The 15,183-nt window shown below is 60.5% G+C and carries 18 protein-coding genes and 1 tRNA gene; 3 read left to right on the forward strand and 16 right to left on the reverse strand.

The genetic code is table 11. The annotated features are described in order from the left end of the window. Positions 1 to 90 precede the first annotated feature (90 nt). The 12 genes from HK436_RS16655 to HK436_RS16715 all read right to left on the reverse strand — a co-directional run bounded on the left by HK436_RS16655 (position 91) and on the right by HK436_RS16715 (position 10,263). Positions 91 to 3,861: a hypothetical protein gene (locus tag HK436_RS16655; RefSeq protein WP_173191556.1), complete on the reverse strand. Its 3,771-nt coding sequence runs from the start codon at positions 3,859 to 3,861 to the stop codon at positions 91 to 93. After that, complete coding sequence (locus tag HK436_RS16660) at positions 3,861 to 4,097, reverse strand: hypothetical protein (RefSeq protein WP_173191558.1); 237 nt, start codon at positions 4,095 to 4,097, stop codon at positions 3,861 to 3,863. The genes HK436_RS16655 and HK436_RS16660 overlap by 1 nt, the downstream gene beginning before the upstream one ends. Then, entirely contained in the window at positions 4,094 to 4,267 is a 174-nt protein-coding gene (locus HK436_RS16665) for a hypothetical protein (RefSeq protein WP_173191560.1), read from the reverse strand. Before HK436_RS16665 ends, HK436_RS16660 begins: the two co-directional genes overlap by 4 nt. Next, a complete protein-coding gene (locus HK436_RS16670; protein ID WP_173191562.1) occupies positions 4,267 to 4,449 on the reverse strand; it encodes a hypothetical protein in 183 nt (60 codons plus the stop codon). The genes HK436_RS16665 and HK436_RS16670 overlap by 1 nt, the downstream gene beginning before the upstream one ends. After that, complete coding sequence (locus tag HK436_RS16675; RefSeq protein WP_173191564.1) at positions 4,449 to 5,069, reverse strand: hypothetical protein; 621 nt, start codon at positions 5,067 to 5,069, stop codon at positions 4,449 to 4,451. Before HK436_RS16675 ends, HK436_RS16670 begins: the two co-directional genes overlap by 1 nt. After that, positions 5,066 to 5,797 (reverse strand): hypothetical protein, encoded by a 732-nt coding sequence (locus tag HK436_RS16680; RefSeq protein WP_173191566.1) that lies wholly within the window; start codon positions 5,795 to 5,797, stop codon positions 5,066 to 5,068. The genes HK436_RS16675 and HK436_RS16680 overlap by 4 nt, the downstream gene beginning before the upstream one ends. After that, positions 5,794 to 6,204, reverse strand: coding sequence for a hypothetical protein (locus tag HK436_RS16685; protein WP_173191568.1), 411 nt, complete (start codon positions 6,202 to 6,204; stop codon positions 5,794 to 5,796). The genes HK436_RS16680 and HK436_RS16685 overlap by 4 nt, the downstream gene beginning before the upstream one ends. Next, a complete protein-coding gene (locus HK436_RS16690) occupies positions 6,201 to 6,383 on the reverse strand; it encodes a hypothetical protein (RefSeq protein ID WP_173191570.1) in 183 nt (60 codons plus the stop codon). The genes HK436_RS16685 and HK436_RS16690 overlap by 4 nt, the downstream gene beginning before the upstream one ends. Before the next feature lie 37 nt (positions 6,384 to 6,420). Next, on the reverse strand, positions 6,421 to 6,681 hold the full coding sequence (locus HK436_RS16695; RefSeq protein ID WP_173191572.1) for a hypothetical protein: 261 nt from the start codon (positions 6,679 to 6,681) through the stop codon (positions 6,421 to 6,423). A gap of 440 nt (positions 6,682 to 7,121) precedes the next feature. Continuing rightward, complete coding sequence (locus tag HK436_RS16700) at positions 7,122 to 7,802, reverse strand: hypothetical protein (RefSeq protein ID WP_173191574.1); 681 nt, start codon at positions 7,800 to 7,802, stop codon at positions 7,122 to 7,124. A 335-nt stretch (positions 7,803 to 8,137) separates the two neighbouring features. Further along, complete coding sequence (locus HK436_RS16705; RefSeq protein ID WP_173191576.1) at positions 8,138 to 8,356, reverse strand: AlpA family transcriptional regulator; 219 nt, start codon at positions 8,354 to 8,356, stop codon at positions 8,138 to 8,140. Positions 8,357 to 9,024: 668 nt separating this feature from the next. Then, a complete protein-coding gene (locus tag HK436_RS16715) occupies positions 9,025 to 10,263 on the reverse strand; it encodes a tyrosine-type recombinase/integrase (RefSeq protein ID WP_312860620.1) in 1,239 nt (412 codons plus the stop codon). A gap of 388 nt (positions 10,264 to 10,651) precedes the next feature. Between HK436_RS16715 and HK436_RS16720 the strand changes: the two genes are divergently transcribed. After that, a complete protein-coding gene (locus HK436_RS16720; RefSeq protein ID WP_173191580.1) occupies positions 10,652 to 11,623 on the forward strand; it encodes an alpha/beta hydrolase family protein in 972 nt (323 codons plus the stop codon). A 301-nt stretch (positions 11,624 to 11,924) separates the two neighbouring features. Here HK436_RS16720 and HK436_RS16725 read toward each other — a convergent pair. Next, positions 11,925 to 12,009: transfer RNA gene (locus HK436_RS16725), tRNA-Leu, on the reverse strand. A 174-nt stretch (positions 12,010 to 12,183) separates the two neighbouring features. Here HK436_RS16725 and lipB point away from each other — a divergent pair. Further along, on the forward strand, positions 12,184 to 12,921 hold the full coding sequence (gene lipB / locus HK436_RS16730) for a lipoyl(octanoyl) transferase LipB (RefSeq protein ID WP_173191582.1): 738 nt from the start codon (positions 12,184 to 12,186) through the stop codon (positions 12,919 to 12,921). A 275-nt stretch (positions 12,922 to 13,196) separates the two neighbouring features. Here the strand turns inward: lipB and HK436_RS16735 are convergent, their stop codons facing one another. After that, complete coding sequence (locus tag HK436_RS16735; RefSeq protein WP_173191584.1) at positions 13,197 to 13,724, reverse strand: gamma carbonic anhydrase family protein; 528 nt, start codon at positions 13,722 to 13,724, stop codon at positions 13,197 to 13,199. A 24-nt stretch (positions 13,725 to 13,748) separates the two neighbouring features. Further along, a complete protein-coding gene (locus HK436_RS16740) occupies positions 13,749 to 14,075 on the reverse strand; it encodes a DUF6949 family protein (RefSeq protein ID WP_173191586.1) in 327 nt (108 codons plus the stop codon). A gap of 123 nt (positions 14,076 to 14,198) precedes the next feature. Here HK436_RS16740 and HK436_RS16745 point away from each other — a divergent pair, with 123 nt between their 5' ends. Beyond that, positions 14,199 to 14,936: a hypothetical protein gene (locus tag HK436_RS16745; RefSeq protein WP_376769171.1), complete on the forward strand. Its 738-nt coding sequence runs from the start codon at positions 14,199 to 14,201 to the stop codon at positions 14,934 to 14,936. Between the two features lie 4 nt (positions 14,937 to 14,940). Here HK436_RS16745 and HK436_RS16750 read toward each other — a convergent pair whose 3' ends face one another. Then, positions 14,941 to 15,150, reverse strand: coding sequence for a DUF3126 family protein (locus HK436_RS16750; RefSeq protein WP_173191588.1), 210 nt, complete (start codon positions 15,148 to 15,150; stop codon positions 14,941 to 14,943). Positions 15,151 to 15,183 lie beyond the last annotated feature (33 nt).

Consider the following 15,183-nt stretch of genomic DNA (forward strand, 5'->3'; position numbering starts at 1 on the left):
TTCTAAGGGACGGGCGCGTCATCACGACGGGCCAAAGACCTTGCCTAAGGGTCGGTTCGGCTAAGCGGCAGCGCCGCTATATCTTCGGGATCAGTCGAGACCCTCCTTGAGTTCAGGGACGACCATGCCGTCGATGAACCACCGCCAGTAGGGCAGGCTCGCATATGGCGTCAGACGCCGCGCCGCCGATATGTCACCGGGCGTCAATGCCGGTTTTTCGCCATTGACGGCGCGTCGGGCGTTCTCAAATCCCATGCTCAGGAGCCCGACCGTATCGCTTGCACCGCCAAACGAGGGGCCAAGGAAGCTGCCCACCGTGGACCGCACCGCGTACCGGCTTGCCGGCTGCCTCTGGTCCGCATCGGGGAACAGAGCCGCCGCGCCAGTGTAGAGACCGGGCGCGTTCGCCTTCTCCAGCGCGTTGTTGATTTCGAAGGCAACGGAGAAGATGCCGGAGCGATCCAGGCCCTCGGCAACCCACGTGCCCGGATTGTCAGACACGGGCCGGCCCGATTCCGTCTGCTTTAGCCAGTAGATGAACATGCCGATTGTCGACATGCCCACCATGCCGCCGACAAACCGCGCCTTGTCCTCCTGCAAACCACGGATCAAAACCCGCTGGTTCGATGCCAGAGCGAAGGACCGGAATTGCAGGAGGGAGCGCCCGAGCGGCGTATTAGCCAACAGGGGGACGTCGCCCACGCCCTTTGTGACGATGATGGAATCCACGTCCTTGTTGATGGCCGCGCGATACATACGGCGAAGCACGGCGGTGCCGGCATCGTCGCCCCATGCCTCACTATTCGCCACCCTTACGCCGTCGAGCGTTTCGCCATGCGTGGCAAACAGCTTGCCGAGCTGCTCTGCCCTTCCCTCACCTACGCCGAGAAAGCCCATATAAGCCTGCTCTCGCTTGGGCAGGGCATCGAAGCCTTTCGCCGCTGCCGTCTCTGCGTTTTGCAGGATGCGGTTTTGCGTCAGCACAGAGGCAATCGTTTTCTGAAAGTCGTTCCAGTGCAGCAGGCCTGTCATCCGAGAGAAGCCCGTCGCAGCGTTATCAAGGAAACGCTCGAACGGAGAGCGTACCGCGTAAGGGTCCGTCAGCTCCGCCAGCGTGGCGAGGCGGCTTGCCAAGGCGCGTTCCGAAATGGCACCGGCAATCTTTGCCTCTTTTGCCGAGAGCTTCACCGCATCGAGATTGCGGATCAGGGGGACAATTGCCCCCGACGTGTAATCCTTGAGGCCGTGAACCATGGCAGGTCGCACCGCGTCCGTGAGCGATGCGATCACCACACCACCAAGAGCCCGCATATAGTTGAAGGTGTTCGCCGCCCTGCCGACGCGCGCCCACGTCGTATGCTGGACTTCCGGCCTGTAATGACCGCGCAGTAGATCCCGCACGCCCTCAATATCGCGAATATCAGCCTTCTCGCGGGCCGTGAGCTTGTCCAGCGCCTTCTGGCGTTCATTGGCCGGCAGCTTCTCAGCAGCCGCACGCAGCCGCTTGTAATCGTCCTTTATCTCCGCAAATGCTCCCTCCATGTCGGGAGAGCCGAAGCGCTCGGTAAGTTCAATGTCGCTCGACATCAGCCGCGCATAGCGTCGGCCGACAAACTCAATGTCGCTGTCCAGGAACTTCTCGATCTTGGCGTCAGGAATGTTGAAGGTGCGTTCCTTCAACGGCCCCCGAGCGCCAATCTTTAGGTCCGTAGGCAATGCCCCGTCGTAGGTGCGGCCCGTCACCTTGTCGTAGATTTCTTCGACCAGCTCATTCAGGTAATCCTCGCGGTCGGCATCGTTCAGGAAGTCACCGAACCCGCGCCGTTCCGTCTCCTGCAACGAAGCATTCAGCCGTGCGATCCGTTCGCGGTCCAGATCATCAAGGACACGGTTCACACGCGCCGCCATGTCCTTCATTGCCTCGGAGGTCGCAAAGCGCGGCTGCTGGAAATCGACACCGGCACGCGACATGGCATCAAGCATGCGCTCGAAATCCGCCGCCGAGCGGGCAGCATCGACATCACCCACGCGAACCTGAAATTCGCCCCGAATGTCGGCATCGAGCGCATCGAGGAAATCGCGGATTGATGGGCGCTCCGACACCGTGTCACGCGCACCCGCTCGCACCGTGCCAGCGTCGTTCAAGAAACCTTCTTCCCAAGCTCGCAGCACAATGTCATCGAGACCGAGCCCGCCCTTCGGGTTCAGCTTTGCCTTGCGCGATTTGCGCAGCAGGCCGGGAACCTTGCGCAGCTCAGGCAGAACGGCAGCCAGTTCGCCATTCGGGTCATAGATGCCATCACGCTGCTTGCGCAGCCATTCCGAAAGCCGTTCGGGCTGTTGTGGACGCTCGCCGGCATTGAAACGACGGATGAACTGGACGATTTCCGCCTCTGGCAGATCGTCAGCGTCAATCTCGCCCGCCTCGACACGCTGCCGCATATCCTCCTGACGGCGCAGGATGCCCAGCTCCGTTTCGTTCTTTTCCCGCTGGAGCGTCAACACACGACGATCAACGCGACCACGAGAGCGGGCGATTTCCTCATCAAGCGCACCGGAGAGCCAGTCACGCACGATTTGCTTGAACTCGCCTTCATGCGCCTCAATGAGCGGGCGATTATAGACGCGGCTGAAATACGATTCCGCAGTGCCAACCTGCACGTCCTCGGACAGCAACCCAGCCGAGACCGCGCGATCCTTCAACGGTTCGATGACATGCTTGCGCCAGGCTGCGGCTGCCTTCTCGACACCGGGAAGATTGCTCTTGTCACCACGGCGCATTGCCATGCCGACAGCTTCCCGAAACTCGCGCTCAGTCAGCTTTAGCCCTGCCTTGCGCGCTTCGCTGTATGCCTTGCGCTGGACTTCAAGCGCCTGGACAACCGCGCCACGTGCGTATTCGTGCATGGCAGTCTCAGCCGCCATGTCGCCCGCCCCGCGCAGGTTCTTCTTGAGATAGACCGGCGTGTCCATCATCTGGGAGGCAATCGAGCGAACCGCCTTTGACGGGCTGGTCATGGTCCTTAGCTGCGGGTTCAACTGCGCCGTGGCGTTCGCCACTTTCGAAGCCGCACCGCCCGCGATCGACAGATCATCAAGCGTGGTTGTGGGAGCCGCAGCAGCACCCGCGCTTTGGGCTCGCGCCTCGTCGGCAATGTCGGTCAACTCCTTGTGCAGCACATCGGTTGCCGCGTCGAACTCCGGCGCCCGCGCTTCATCGAGAAGCTTCCCGGCCTTGCTCCAGGCCACATGGTTGAACGCCTTCGCAACGCCCATGCCTAGCACCCCGCCAAGAATGGCAGAGCCGCCAATGTTGAGCGCGCTTTCCTGAACCGTTCGCGTCTCCTGCGTGGTCTGTAGGCCCAGCTCTTGAATAGCCGTGGCCCCAGCAGCAGCCGTGCCGACAGAGAGCGCCGAGCGGCCAAGGGCATATCCGCCCCGCCCTGCCCTGACCAATGCGCCGCCAGGAAGCAGGATCGTAGGATCAATGAGGCTAGCGCCAATCGAGGTGCCAATACCGACCCACCCACCAGCGGCGAGCGTGTGACGGTCCTTTTCCTCCATGTCGATGCCGGCTTTTACCGCCTGCGCCGCTTCCGGGTTGAATACTTCTTCGAAGCGGTCGGCGTGTTGCTCGTAGCCTTCGATATCCGAGTACACATCATACTCATCATCCACTCGAAAGAAGTCATCAACCTGCCGACGCGGGGATGCCATGAACGAGCCGATTAGGTTCTCTTGCCGCCAGGCAGCCCCGGCAATCTCCGAGAAAGACGACGGCTCAGGCTGGCGCAGATGATCCAGAAGGCCGCGACGGTCCTCCTTTGCCATATCGAGAGGCTTTGAATAATCGAAGGGCATCAGAGGCGCGCCTCATCGCTATCGAACACGATGAACGTTCCGTGCCCCCGCGTTGCTGCCATGTGCTGCATCTTCTCAGCCATGCAAACGCAGTGAGCCAGTGCGCACGGGATGATGCCACCGCTGCCAAAGACGCCGGTTTGCCTGTTCTCGCAGACTTTCAGCTTGAACATGTCGCCGGCCATCGCGACGGCCTCGACCCGATCCAGACGCTTGTGAAAGGCTTGCGCGCTCATGACGTCCATTCCTCTACGAACTTGATCGTGACGACATGGCACATGATGCCATCCGGGCCGGGGCGCAGGATGCCGGTGTTCTTGTCCACGATAGCGCGAATCCTGCGCTTCGCCCCCTCACGGGCAGCCTCAAGCTTCGCAAGCCTGCGCTCCAGTGACTTCGCGGTCATCAGATGTTCCTCGACCAGTCGCCGGGAAGGACGATGAACTGCCCACGCCCGCGCGTTGCCGCAACATGCCCCTGACGAAGCAGCTCGATTTCCTCGGCGCTCTTGCCGGTATCGATGACAATCTGCCTCGTCACCGTCGAACCGGCTTCCAGCTTTTCCAGGCGCTTGGAATATTTGGACATCAGGCTGCCCTCCGCTTCGGTTCCTTGCCGGTGAAGAAGGCCGAGACAGCGGGCGTCATCTGTGCGAAGGTCTTCATGTGACCGGTGCTGTTGGAAGTCGCCTCAGGCTTGAGAACCCGGTACAGCCAGGAGCGCATCTTCGGTGAACCGTGGTTGCGCAGATTGCACACCCATTGCGCATACAGACCCGGAGCGTTCTTTGCCACGCTGGCAATATTGCTGTTCAGGTTCAGCTCGCGATATCGCTCCACAAGGTCGCTGCCCTGGCCTTCGAAGCGGGTGAACGCATCGACCAGCCGGGCCGTGAGTTCATCGATTTCGCCAGCGACATTGACCCACTCGGCGTGATCCTTCTGGAAATCCGAGTGAAGCTGTCGAAGCCGGTCCTGTGCTTCTCTCTCTGCCCGGTCCTGTGCAGCTCGTGCGGCCCGCATCTCAGCCGCCTCGATAGCCTTTAGGGCCATCTGCGCGTCTTCGGCTGCCGCTTCGGCCTTGGTGACCTTCTTGCGCAGAGCATCACTTGCCGAGCCACTAGCCAGCGCTTCGCCAAACTCTGCCCTTGCAGCCTCAAGGGCCGTCTCTGCCGCCTCTACTGCGGCCTGTGCTTCCTGAATGTTCATTCCGATGTCCTCTTGAAATAGCCTTTCCTTTCGGCTGTTGAGATGAGCGTGCCGACGACCTGCCAGTGATTGATGAGACCCGTCGTTTCGAGAAATTCGATTGCGCCGCTTTCCTCAGCAACTTGCAACGCGGCGGCGGCTGCCCTGCCCGCATCATCGCCGTACTGCTTGCGAAGGCCGGTCGCCGTGGACTGCTGGATACGTGTGATCTCGTCGGCACTCCACGAGAACGATTGCCCGTAGATCGACGCCAGCGCCTCACCTTCGACCCTCGACAGGCCAGCGTCGTGCATCCAGGTGCGGGCCTGCTGTTCAAGTTCCGGGTTCTGTTCGAGCTCAACACCGAGGGGTGCCTGAACCGTGCCCTTGAAGTGTGTGAAATCGAAGTCATCCGGCGAGGAAGCCGGGGCCATGTCGTCGGCTGGCTGGTTTCCGCCCACCAGATCGTCCCGCTCGTGAAGCTTGGTCAGCTCCGCCACGCGCACCGCATGATCCGGGTGCGTCTTGTCGTTCAGCACAGCATCATGCTTGCGGCGGTATTCCGCAGCCGTACCGTCAGGCGCGGCAATCTCTGCCGGCGAGGCAAAGCGCTTGTCGTAGAGCGATGACAGCTCAGCGAGACGCTGGCCATGCAACGGATGAACCGCGCTTTCCAACGCCTCGCTGTTAGCCGCCCGAAAATCTGCAATCGTGGCGTCTGTTACGGGTGTATCAATGTTGTCCGTCATGGCGCATCCCGATAGGTTTCGTAGGTGAGCGAAGGAACATGACGGAGGGCAACGAGAGCCGCGTCCATGTTCGCGATGAAAGCGCCGAGGGCTGCAATCGCAGCATCACCCGCGCCCGCGTTGTCGAGATCATGCTTGGCCGTCTGGCCTACGGAAAAGAGGTTCTCCCGCAGCGAGATTGCCGTCGCGCGTGCCTTGCCGATTTGGTCGCTCAGGACGCCATGCTGCGAAGCTGTTCCCGTCAGGCCGTGGACAACGACCCTCATTCGGTCCTTGGCATCGCGGATCGCATCATCCGTGGTTCGTCCCCAGCCGTGTTTCTTGCACAGCGACAGGTGTTCGGCAGACTGATCGAGGCCCCGAGATTTGTTGACGACGATTTGGCCCGCGTCGGTTTGCAGTGTCATCGCGCTGCCCTCGCTTCCAGATCAGCCAGACGGCGTTCAACATCGGAATCCATGTGACCGAGACGAATGGCGGTCAGCACATCGACAAGGCGCTTGCCTTCCATCGTGTCCAGTTCGCCCCGACGCATCTCGCGGTAGACGCGCTTCATCTCATCGATGACGCCGCCGACATCGTGCATTTTTCCAATTCTGATTTTGGCTTTGTCGCTCAACTGCTTAGGCCCTCAATTCCATGTATGGAGCATTGGCTTGGCACATGATCGCAGCGCGCGCCTGGGAGGCGTCCAGATCTATGCAAGCCGCGTCGAAATCGTTCAGGTTCTCAGCCATGGCAAGACGGGTGCGCTCGTCTCGAACCTTGCCGAGAGCATCGAGCATTTCCGTAACGTCGCTGCCGGTTTCCAGATAAGCCTCAATATCGAGGCGCAGGAACTCCGCGATTTGTGACAGGCGATCTAGGTTGGTTTGATAGCTCATGCTGCGTCCGAAAGGCTTCCCGTTATCTGTTCGCTCTAAAGATACAGATTCATGCTCTGTTCCGCTATGAATGGAGGCTAAAACGCCCTCGAAAGCGGCGATTTCCCGGTGTTTTTCGGGGCCGCTAGGCAACCCCCTCCACAGACCTCCACAATACTTCGAGCCGGTGCAGGTAAGGTGCTACGCAAGCGCTGGTCCTATCGCCGTCGCGGAATGCTTCAAGCGCTAGACCGTCGCGAGCCGCCACCATCCGCGCCGCAGGGACGGAGATGAACCACTGCGGCGCGCTCCAGCTATTCAGCCGCCGCAAGTGGCCAATGCGGTGCGACACACACCATCGTCGTAGGGTCTCGACCGACACGCAGAGAGATGCGGCAACCTCGGAAAGCGGCATAAGGTCTGTGACCACAAGCGGTATCGGTTGAGGCGGAGGCAGGTGCTTAGGCATTGCCGGCCCTCCGCATTTGTTCCGCATCCGAAACGGTAGCAACATCGCTCACCCCGGAGGCGATGGCGTAAGCGTTGACCACGCGCGTAGACGCTAACCTTGAAACGTTCCCCTCAAAGCCGCCGTTAGTATCGTTAGTGTCCACTGTAGTATTAGTCGGTCTGTCGTAGACCGGTTTAAAGCGGTCTATTGTGGACCGGATTTGGCGGTCTATTGTGGACCGGTTTGCGCCCGTCTTTTTACGTTCTTTCCCCTCGACAAGATGCTCAGGAACCGGTCTGCGGTAGACCGCTTTCCGGCTTGCTTCCAAGATCTCGTAAGCCCAGAACAGCTTGAGCTTATAGGCCCGCCCGCGCCCCTTTCGCTTGACCGAGATTGCATCCATCGTCATCTCCGACAGCTCGGAAATCTTGACGATCTCGATTGCTCCGGTCCCTTTCAGCGACCTCAACCCCGCCCGCACATGCCCGGTGTTCGACATGCCCGTTAGACTGGCTAGCGTGTCTTGCGTAGGCCACGCGAGGCACGTCGCGGCATCGGCCAGTTGCATAAGGGCGATGGCCACCCGCAAATCACGCGGGCGGCTCTGGTGCCTAGGATTGAGGGAGACAGCCGTCAGCCAGTCATATTTGGACAGGTCCGCCAGCGTCTTTTCCCATGGCAGGTTACCCATTGGCACCCGCCTTTCGCAGCCGCGCATGTTCCGCGCGATGGCAGGATCGGCACAGATGCTTGCCCGTCAGGGGCTCGTGGTAGCGGTCGGGGTAGTGGTGGAACTCGGTCTGTGGATCGCCACATGCCTCGCAGGGTTTGCGTTCAACAAGACCACGACGCAGAGCAGATTCGAACGCCCGATGAGCCCACCGAGCCAGCGGATTGCGCTTACCCCAGTCTTGTCGTTCGACCTTCTGTCCGCTAATGTCGGTGCTGGAATTGCGGGCCGCATTTCCATACTCCTGAGAGCCCGTCGCGCCAACGGCGGGCTTCTCTTTTCGGGAACCGCTCGCATTAGCGCCTCCCGTCCTGAGCGCCAGCGGGGCGATTGTCGCGCATCTCACGCCGGCTTTGAATCCAGGCGTCGATGTCAGACGATAGCCACCCGACCGCGCGCCCACCAATGGGTACAGGCTTAGGGAAGTCACCCAACTTCATGAAATGATAGAGCGTGCTGCGAGGAAGGCCTGTTGCGCTCTCGACTGCCTCACGGCGAAGAATTGTCTCGGTCATCTGCGTTCCTTTCGTTGGCGTCCAGCGGGAAGCGCTTGGACAATGAAAGGACGATGCCGCTCGATGCGGTTACATAGAACGGGTCCCTATGTAACTATTTGCGGGCCTGATAGTGCAAGGTGATTGCCTCGTCGAGGAGCCTGGAAGCCGCTTCTTCGCGGCTCATCCCCACACGGACGAGCCTATCGATATCCGCAGCCCATCCAGCAACCGCGCGGTCGAAGGCCGGCAACAGTCTCCTACTTCGACGCTGCTTCCTCCACCCTTCGAGGCTGGCACCGGGTCGGCTCGTGGCATGTGTGTTATTCCGTGGCAGAGGGCATCCCGCCGCTGTAAGCCGGCGTTCAGCTTCAATGAATGCAGCTTTCTTGTCAGGCATGTAGTCAACAAACACAGACGCAGCAGCCCAGAGTGGCAGATGTTGAATCGGCTGTCTTGGGGCGCTCTTAACGCGCTTAGCTTTAAGGTTGGCCGCAGGACGCCCCTCATTTAGATTGGCAAAATCCCCCAGCATGTCAGCAAGCATCCGAGTAACTGCGGGTGGAGCATTCAGCGTCCGGGCAAACTCGTTTAAACCCACCGCAACTTGGGCATATGCGATTAACGGGTTGCCATGCTCATAGCATTCGGCTGCCGCGTCGAGGGCGGTAGCCAGGCTCGTCATGCAGTCATGGTTCGGCATCAGACAACACCTCGTATCGGCACAACGTCTCCGCGCGGTGTAGACGCGCAATAATCGGCCCAATCGGCCATGAGCCGCCGCCGCTTTTCCAGCATGTCCCCCGGAGATAAGCAGCAACGGTCTGGTCGCTCACCACGTGCGCCAACGCCATTTCAAGCAACTCGTGCGGATACGCCGTAGTCTCAGCGGCCCAATCGCGGAATGTGGATCGGAACCCGTGCACAGTGAGGTCTTCGCGCTTCATCCGGCGCAGCGTCATCAGCAGCGCCATATTCGAAAGCCCCGACCTTTCCTTGCTGCCGATGAAAACAAAGTCGGAACCCTTTTCGACGGGCAGCGCATCGAGCAACGACACCGCAGCAGGAGCCAGCGGAACCCTGTGTTCGCGCCGCGCCTTCATTCGTTCGCCAGGAATGGTCCACATGGCGTTGTCGCGGTCTATTTCTTTCCACCGCGCGCCGATAATTTCCCCGGTTCGACCGGCTGTCAGAATGGCAAACTCCAGCGCCCGCGCTGCCACTCCGTCCACGGCTCTCAGCTTAATCATGAACTCGGGAAGCTCTGGGTATGCCAGAGCAGCGTGATGCTTCACCTGCTGAACCTTGGAGCGAGCGGGCAAGAGTTTGTCGAGATGACCGCGCCAGCGCGCCGGATTGTCGCCGAGGCGATAGCCGCGCGCCGTCGCCCAATCGAGAACACTTTCAATGCGTCCCCTTACCCGTGATGCCGTTTCCGGTTTCTCGGTCCAGATCGGTTCAAGCACCCGCAGCACCGCGCCGACGTCCACGCTCGACACCAACCAGTCGCCAAACACAGGATAGGCGTAGGTCTCTAGCGTGGCCTTCCACTGCGCAGCGTGTTTGAGATTCTTCCAGCCGGCCCTGTGAGCGGCAATGTAGAGGTTCGAGGCCTCTTTGAAGGTGAGCGCCTTTGCCTGTTGAAGCTGAGTTTGCCGGCGCTGTTCGTTGCGGACTTCGATAGGATCGCGACCGACAAGCAGGTGCGACTGACACTCTTGCGCCTGTTCGCGGGCTTGCTTGAGTGACAGCACGGCAACCGGGCCTAGCCCCATCTTGCGAGAGCGGCCATTCTGCATGAAGCGGAAGATCCAGCTTTTCGTGCCGGAAGGCGAAACCTGCAAGTAGAGCCCGAGGCCATCGGCATAGAGCCCCGGCTTCGATATCGCGTCGATGCCCCTGGCTGTCAGCTTGTTTATCGCCCGCATTCCATCGCCTCAACGTACAAATTGACGGACAACCAAAACATAGAACACACGGGAATCCGTTAGACCAATATGGACGAATACCCCTTGCGTTTCAAGGAAAATGGCTTAAGCTGTAGACAGCCTTGGAACGCTGTGGATTAGGCGGAAGCAGACACTCCCTCCGCCAACAGCCATTACTGCCATTTCACCATCCAAGGTGTCGCCGATCGCCGCGCTCGACGGTGCTTGTGCGTCGCCATGATCCACGGGAAAGCGGGACCACGTGATTTGCGACCAGGTGGCTTGCCAAAGGAGCTAACCGCCGCGTGAGACAACGCTCTCATTACCATATCGTCGTAAATACATGATACAGCAGCCAAATCTGTTGGTTTGCTCATGGGGGCGCGTGATGAAATTTGGTCTTTCTCTGGTTCTTATCCTGGCTGCGACACCTTCCATTGCAGAACCGGCGGCCGGAGTTGCCTATCTTCACGACACCTCGGTGGAAGAGCGCCCGCTCTCCATGTCGATCTGGTACCCATCCGACGAAAAAGCGGCCGCGACCATTGGCGGGAATCCCGTTTTCGAAGGGGTTTCGGCCACGCGTGATGCCCAGTTTTCGAAAGGCGCGCTGCCTCTGGTGGTGGTTTCACACGGAGGATTGCGATCCGCCACCGACTCCGGTGCCTGGCTCAGTTCTTCAATAGCGCAGGCGGGGTATGTTGTGGTCGAACTCAACGGCCCGCGTCCGGACGATGCGGCCATCGCGTTGAACGAAATATGGCAAAGACCGCAGGACATACACCGCGCCATTGATTTGCTGCAGGCCGACGCCACATGGGGCCCACGCATTGACGAAAGCAAAGTTTCCGTCGTGGGCTTTGCACTTGGCGCTACCGCTGCCCTCTCCGTTGCCGGAGCGAAAATGGATGTCGACGAATATATGCGCTCTTGCGCTACTGGCAGCGAATCTGAGGGGCCGGATTGTGGGTGGTATGCTGCACAGGGTGCAACCCTGTCGGAAACTAGTCAGGAAGGTCTGGCAGGGTTGGCACGAGATCCCCGCGTTACCTCGGTGATCGCCATAAACCCGGAATATCCGGCCGTATTGGGCAGTATTGCTGAGGACGTTGTCGCGCTGCGGATTTATCTCGGAACGCCCGAAGCGGCAGCCGGCGGCGACCAAGCCGATCGATCCGTCGTCATACCGGACGCGTTTATTTTTGATGCTTTCGCCGTCTGCACACCCGCCGGGCCGGATATTCTGGCCGCAGAGGATGGAGATTCATCCATCTGCGGCATTTCTGCCGAAACACGGGAGTCCATCCATTTGGAGGCCGCACAGGCGGTCATATCCTTCCTGAGGGACCACAGCGAATAGGCGGAGGCTGACGCCGCTGAAACGGGCAGAAGTGTGCTTGCCTGCGGCACTCTGCCCCCATGGGTTCGACAGCACCCTGTCGTGCGATCGACCATCGCTGAATTCAGCTACGGACCTAGTTTGCCCACGCAAATCGGTGAGATGCCGCCGTGCGGAGATAGCCGAATCCAACGGATTGCCGCTGATCCCCGGAGGGCGTCAGGAAAGCTTTACAAACGGTGATTTCGACTGATCAATTATATTCCGATGTGCCGGCCGACATCCGTCAAGCCTGCCGAGAATTCGGCCTCTCTAAGGAGAGTGGTGCGGTCGAGAAGACTCGAACTTCCACGGGTTGCCCCACAGCGACCTCAACGCTGCGCGTCTACCAATTCCGCCACGACCGCACGTCACGAAAGGGCCGGTCGGAACCGGCTCGGCGCATGTAGCAAATCGGTATGCGGGGCACAAGTGTGTCGACACCGATTTGCGTACAATTACGAAAGCCGGACAATGTTCTACGAAACTGGACCTTTTTCCGGCAATCCCCCATATCAAAGGGAGCCTCAGGACAGCCAGCCATGATCGAACGAAACCGGATGCAAGCCTTGTTCCTGCCCACCCTCGACGGCCCGCCCGTCGAGTGGCGAATCGAGCCGGGCCTGACGGACGACGAGACGGCCCTTGCGGTGATGGACGAGCGCGCCGCAGCTATCCGGGAGGCTGGCGCACCGGAGCTCGTCTGGCTGGTCGAGCATCCCCCGCTTTACACCGGCGGCACCAGTGCCGATCCGAAGGATCTGCTCGACAAGAACCGCTTCCCCGTCTTTGCGACCGGCCGTGGTGGTGAATACACCTATCACGGCCCAGGCCAACGGGTCGCCTATCTCATGCTCGACCTGAAACGCAGACGCGAGGACGTTCGCGCTTTTGTCGCGGCACTCGAAAGCTGGATCATCGGCTCCCTCGCACGCTTCAACGTGAAGGGAGAGCGGCGCGAAGATCGCGTCGGCGTGTGGGTCACGCGACCCGACCGCCCGCCCCTGCCCGACGGAAGCCCTGCCGAGGACAAGATCGCCGCCATTGGCATTCGCCTGCGCCGATGGGTCAGCCTGCACGGCATCGCCGTCAACGTCGAACCCGATCTGACGCATTTCGGCGGCATCGTCCCGTGCGGGATCGCGGGCTATGGTGTGACCAGCCTGGTCGACCTCGGCCTGCCGGTCACCATGGATGATTACGACGTTGCGCTGAAATCAGCCTTCGAAGAGGTTTTTGGCGCAACGGAAAATTCCCCGAGCCTCACATCGAGCCAATGAGCAGCGCCATGGCGGTGACGAAGGCGCTCATCGTGACGAGCGAAAGGACATCCTGAACGAACTCGGCCATTTCTCTCTCCTGTATTCGTTGTGTATCCCTTATGTTTCCATTTTGTTCTCATGTCAAGCGCAGACGTGACGATGCGTCAGCGCATCGCGACGCGTCCCCGGATAGACGCGCGACCGGCTTTTGCTCTCAATGTAGATGTAGACTGTAGGCGTTTCGAACCCGCGCGCCGGTCACTGTCGCCACGAGGCTGAAGGCGGCGCCCTTCTCAGACCTCGTTCAGTCCATTTCTGAAACGGCGCGCGTTGGCGACATAACTTTCCGCGGAAAGGCGCAGGCGCGCTGCCGCCTCGCCATCCAGCTCGCGCACGACCTTGGCAGGCGACCCGACGATCAGCGAATTGTCGGGAAAAACTTTGCCTTCGGTGATCAGCGCGCCGGCGCCGACCAGGCAGTTGCGCCCGATGCGCGCGCCGTTGAGTACGATCGCGCCCATGCCGACGAGGCTGTTGTCGCCGATCGTGCAGCCATGAAGGATCGCCCGGTGACCGATCGTGCAGCCCTGCCCCACCGTAAGCGGAAAGCCCATATCGGTGTGCAGGACGCAATGTTCCTGAACGTTGGATCCGTCGCCGATCTCGATCAGTTCGTTGTCGCCGCGCAGCACCGCGCCGAACCATATGCCCACGGCCCTGCCGAGCTTGACCTTGCCGATCAGCTTCGCATCCGGCGCGATCCAGATTGTCGGTTCGTCATCGATCTGTGGTGCGTGGCCATCAAGCGCGTATACGGGCATGTCTTTCCTCCGAACGGGTGGTGGTCACCCTAGGAGCCTCGACACGAGAAGCGCAAGCTCAACCGCAAGCACACCGAGAGCCATCGCCCAGATTCCAGCGCCGACCGCGCATAATGCCGCCGCGGTCCAGTCGATGGCGCCTGCCCGTCGTGCAGCAATCACCTCGTTGGTGAGCATGAACGGGCCTGCGGCCACCATCAGCGCCAGTGAGAACCCGAATCGTTCACGCCTGACGAAGGGCGGGTGAAACCCGAGCCGTCGCCCGGCCACGAGCTCGAAAATCGCCCCGGCAAGGCCGCACAACGTCAAACCGACGGCGAAAGCATAAGCCATGAGAGCAAGCGAGTGCATTGTTTACGCTCCGTTTACCATGCGGAGGCGATCTTCCCGACATGGCAATCGGCATCGCAGCAAGAAGCATGCCGGACATCCTGTCCCGGAAGGGGACGAGCATAATAGGAACAGGCGACGAACGTGCGCGCAGACATGCTGCAGGAATCGCAAGGCGCCGACGCCAGCCCCCTCCGCTCCCGCTTCATGGCACGCGTATTTGTGGCCTTTCTGGTTCTTGCCGCGCTTTCGGCCATCATCAGCGTGGCTGGCAAATGGTGGGGTCGGTCGATCGCCTTGGCCGGCCACAGCGACGACACCACCATTCGTGAGGTTGTGATCGGCAACAATGTCCTGGCCGTGCCAGCCAACATGATCCGTTTCGAGACGGCTCGCCGCAGCGGCGTCACCGCGCGCCTCAACCTGTACGCGCGCTGGCCGCAGATGGATGGCTACAGCAATGATGCGCGAGACGATTTCAACCACGCAGGCAACACGCGCAATATTCTGTTCCTGTCCTTCGACGAGCCCATCATGTCGCGCGACATGAGCGGCCGGTTCGAGCCGATCTATCGTGCCCTGATCGAAGGAGAAGGGCGCGCCGGACCGGGCGGCCTCACCGTCTATCGGTTTAGCGAGAAATCAGGTTATGTCGATGAAGTGCTCGTCGTCGGCGACGAGGACGGCTCTGCCCCCTTCGTCGCACGCTGCCTTTCGGGCCCGGCTGCGCGAGAGTCGCTCGCGCCTTGCGAGCGTGACATCCACATCGCCGACGGCCTGAACCTCACATACCGCATGCCGGCGGAATTGGCCGGATCATGGCGCGAGGTGGACGCTGCGGTGAAGAAGATGGCGGCCGGCCTGCTGCAGACCGGCCAATAGTGGCTCAGGCCAGATCGACGTCGAGAATCGCCATCGAGAAATTGTAGGAAAGATCGCCGTCGTCATCGTCCCGGAAGATGATGCCGAGAAACTCGTCGTCGAGGTACAGCTCGCAAGAATCGTCCTTGCGCGGACGCGCCTTCACCTGAAGCTGCGGGTTCTGGAACGTGCGCTTGAAATAGGCGTCGAGTTTCCTGATTTCTTCGGGTTTCAAACCTGCTCTCCAGTGGGCTCTCTGCTTGCGTTG

Origin of the sequence: Neoaquamicrobium sediminum (genome assembly GCF_013240295.1) — a bacterium.
In the GTDB taxonomy this organism is placed as follows: Bacteria; Pseudomonadota; Alphaproteobacteria; order Rhizobiales; family Rhizobiaceae; genus Aerobium; species Aerobium sediminum.

What these genes read in the sequence shown, in the direction of transcription:
- HK436_RS16655 (WP_173191556.1), bottom strand. Translation starts at nt 3,861, where the DNA reads ATGCCCTTCGATTATTCAAAGCCTCTCGATATGGCAAAGGAGGACCGT.
- HK436_RS16660 (WP_173191558.1), bottom strand. Translation starts at nt 4,097, where the DNA reads ATGAGCGCGCAAGCCTTTCACAAGCGTCTGGATCGGGTCGAGGCCGTC.
- HK436_RS16665 (WP_173191560.1), bottom strand. Translation starts at nt 4,267, where the DNA reads ATGACCGCGAAGTCACTGGAGCGCAGGCTTGCGAAGCTTGAGGCTGCC.
- HK436_RS16670 (WP_173191562.1), bottom strand. Translation starts at nt 4,449, where the DNA reads ATGTCCAAATATTCCAAGCGCCTGGAAAAGCTGGAAGCCGGTTCGACG.
- HK436_RS16675 (WP_173191564.1), bottom strand. Translation starts at nt 5,069, where the DNA reads ATGAACATTCAGGAAGCACAGGCCGCAGTAGAGGCGGCAGAGACGGCC.
- HK436_RS16680 (WP_173191566.1), bottom strand. Translation starts at nt 5,797, where the DNA reads ATGACGGACAACATTGATACACCCGTAACAGACGCCACGATTGCAGAT.
- HK436_RS16685 (WP_173191568.1), bottom strand. Translation starts at nt 6,204, where the DNA reads ATGACACTGCAAACCGACGCGGGCCAAATCGTCGTCAACAAATCTCGG.
- HK436_RS16690 (WP_173191570.1), bottom strand. Translation starts at nt 6,383, where the DNA reads ATGCACGATGTCGGCGGCGTCATCGATGAGATGAAGCGCGTCTACCGC.
- HK436_RS16695 (WP_173191572.1), bottom strand. Translation starts at nt 6,681, where the DNA reads ATGAGCTATCAAACCAACCTAGATCGCCTGTCACAAATCGCGGAGTTC.
- HK436_RS16700 (WP_173191574.1), bottom strand. Translation starts at nt 7,802, where the DNA reads ATGGGTAACCTGCCATGGGAAAAGACGCTGGCGGACCTGTCCAAATAT.
- HK436_RS16705 (WP_173191576.1), bottom strand. Translation starts at nt 8,356, where the DNA reads ATGACCGAGACAATTCTTCGCCGTGAGGCAGTCGAGAGCGCAACAGGC.
- HK436_RS16715 (WP_312860620.1), bottom strand. Translation starts at nt 10,263, where the DNA reads ATGCGGGCGATAAACAAGCTGACAGCCAGGGGCATCGACGCGATATCG.
- HK436_RS16720 (WP_173191580.1), top strand. Translation starts at nt 10,652, where the DNA reads ATGAAATTTGGTCTTTCTCTGGTTCTTATCCTGGCTGCGACACCTTCC.
- lipB (WP_173191582.1), top strand. Translation starts at nt 12,184, where the DNA reads ATGATCGAACGAAACCGGATGCAAGCCTTGTTCCTGCCCACCCTCGAC.
- HK436_RS16735 (WP_173191584.1), bottom strand. Translation starts at nt 13,724, where the DNA reads ATGCCCGTATACGCGCTTGATGGCCACGCACCACAGATCGATGACGAA.
- HK436_RS16740 (WP_173191586.1), bottom strand. Translation starts at nt 14,075, where the DNA reads ATGCACTCGCTTGCTCTCATGGCTTATGCTTTCGCCGTCGGTTTGACG.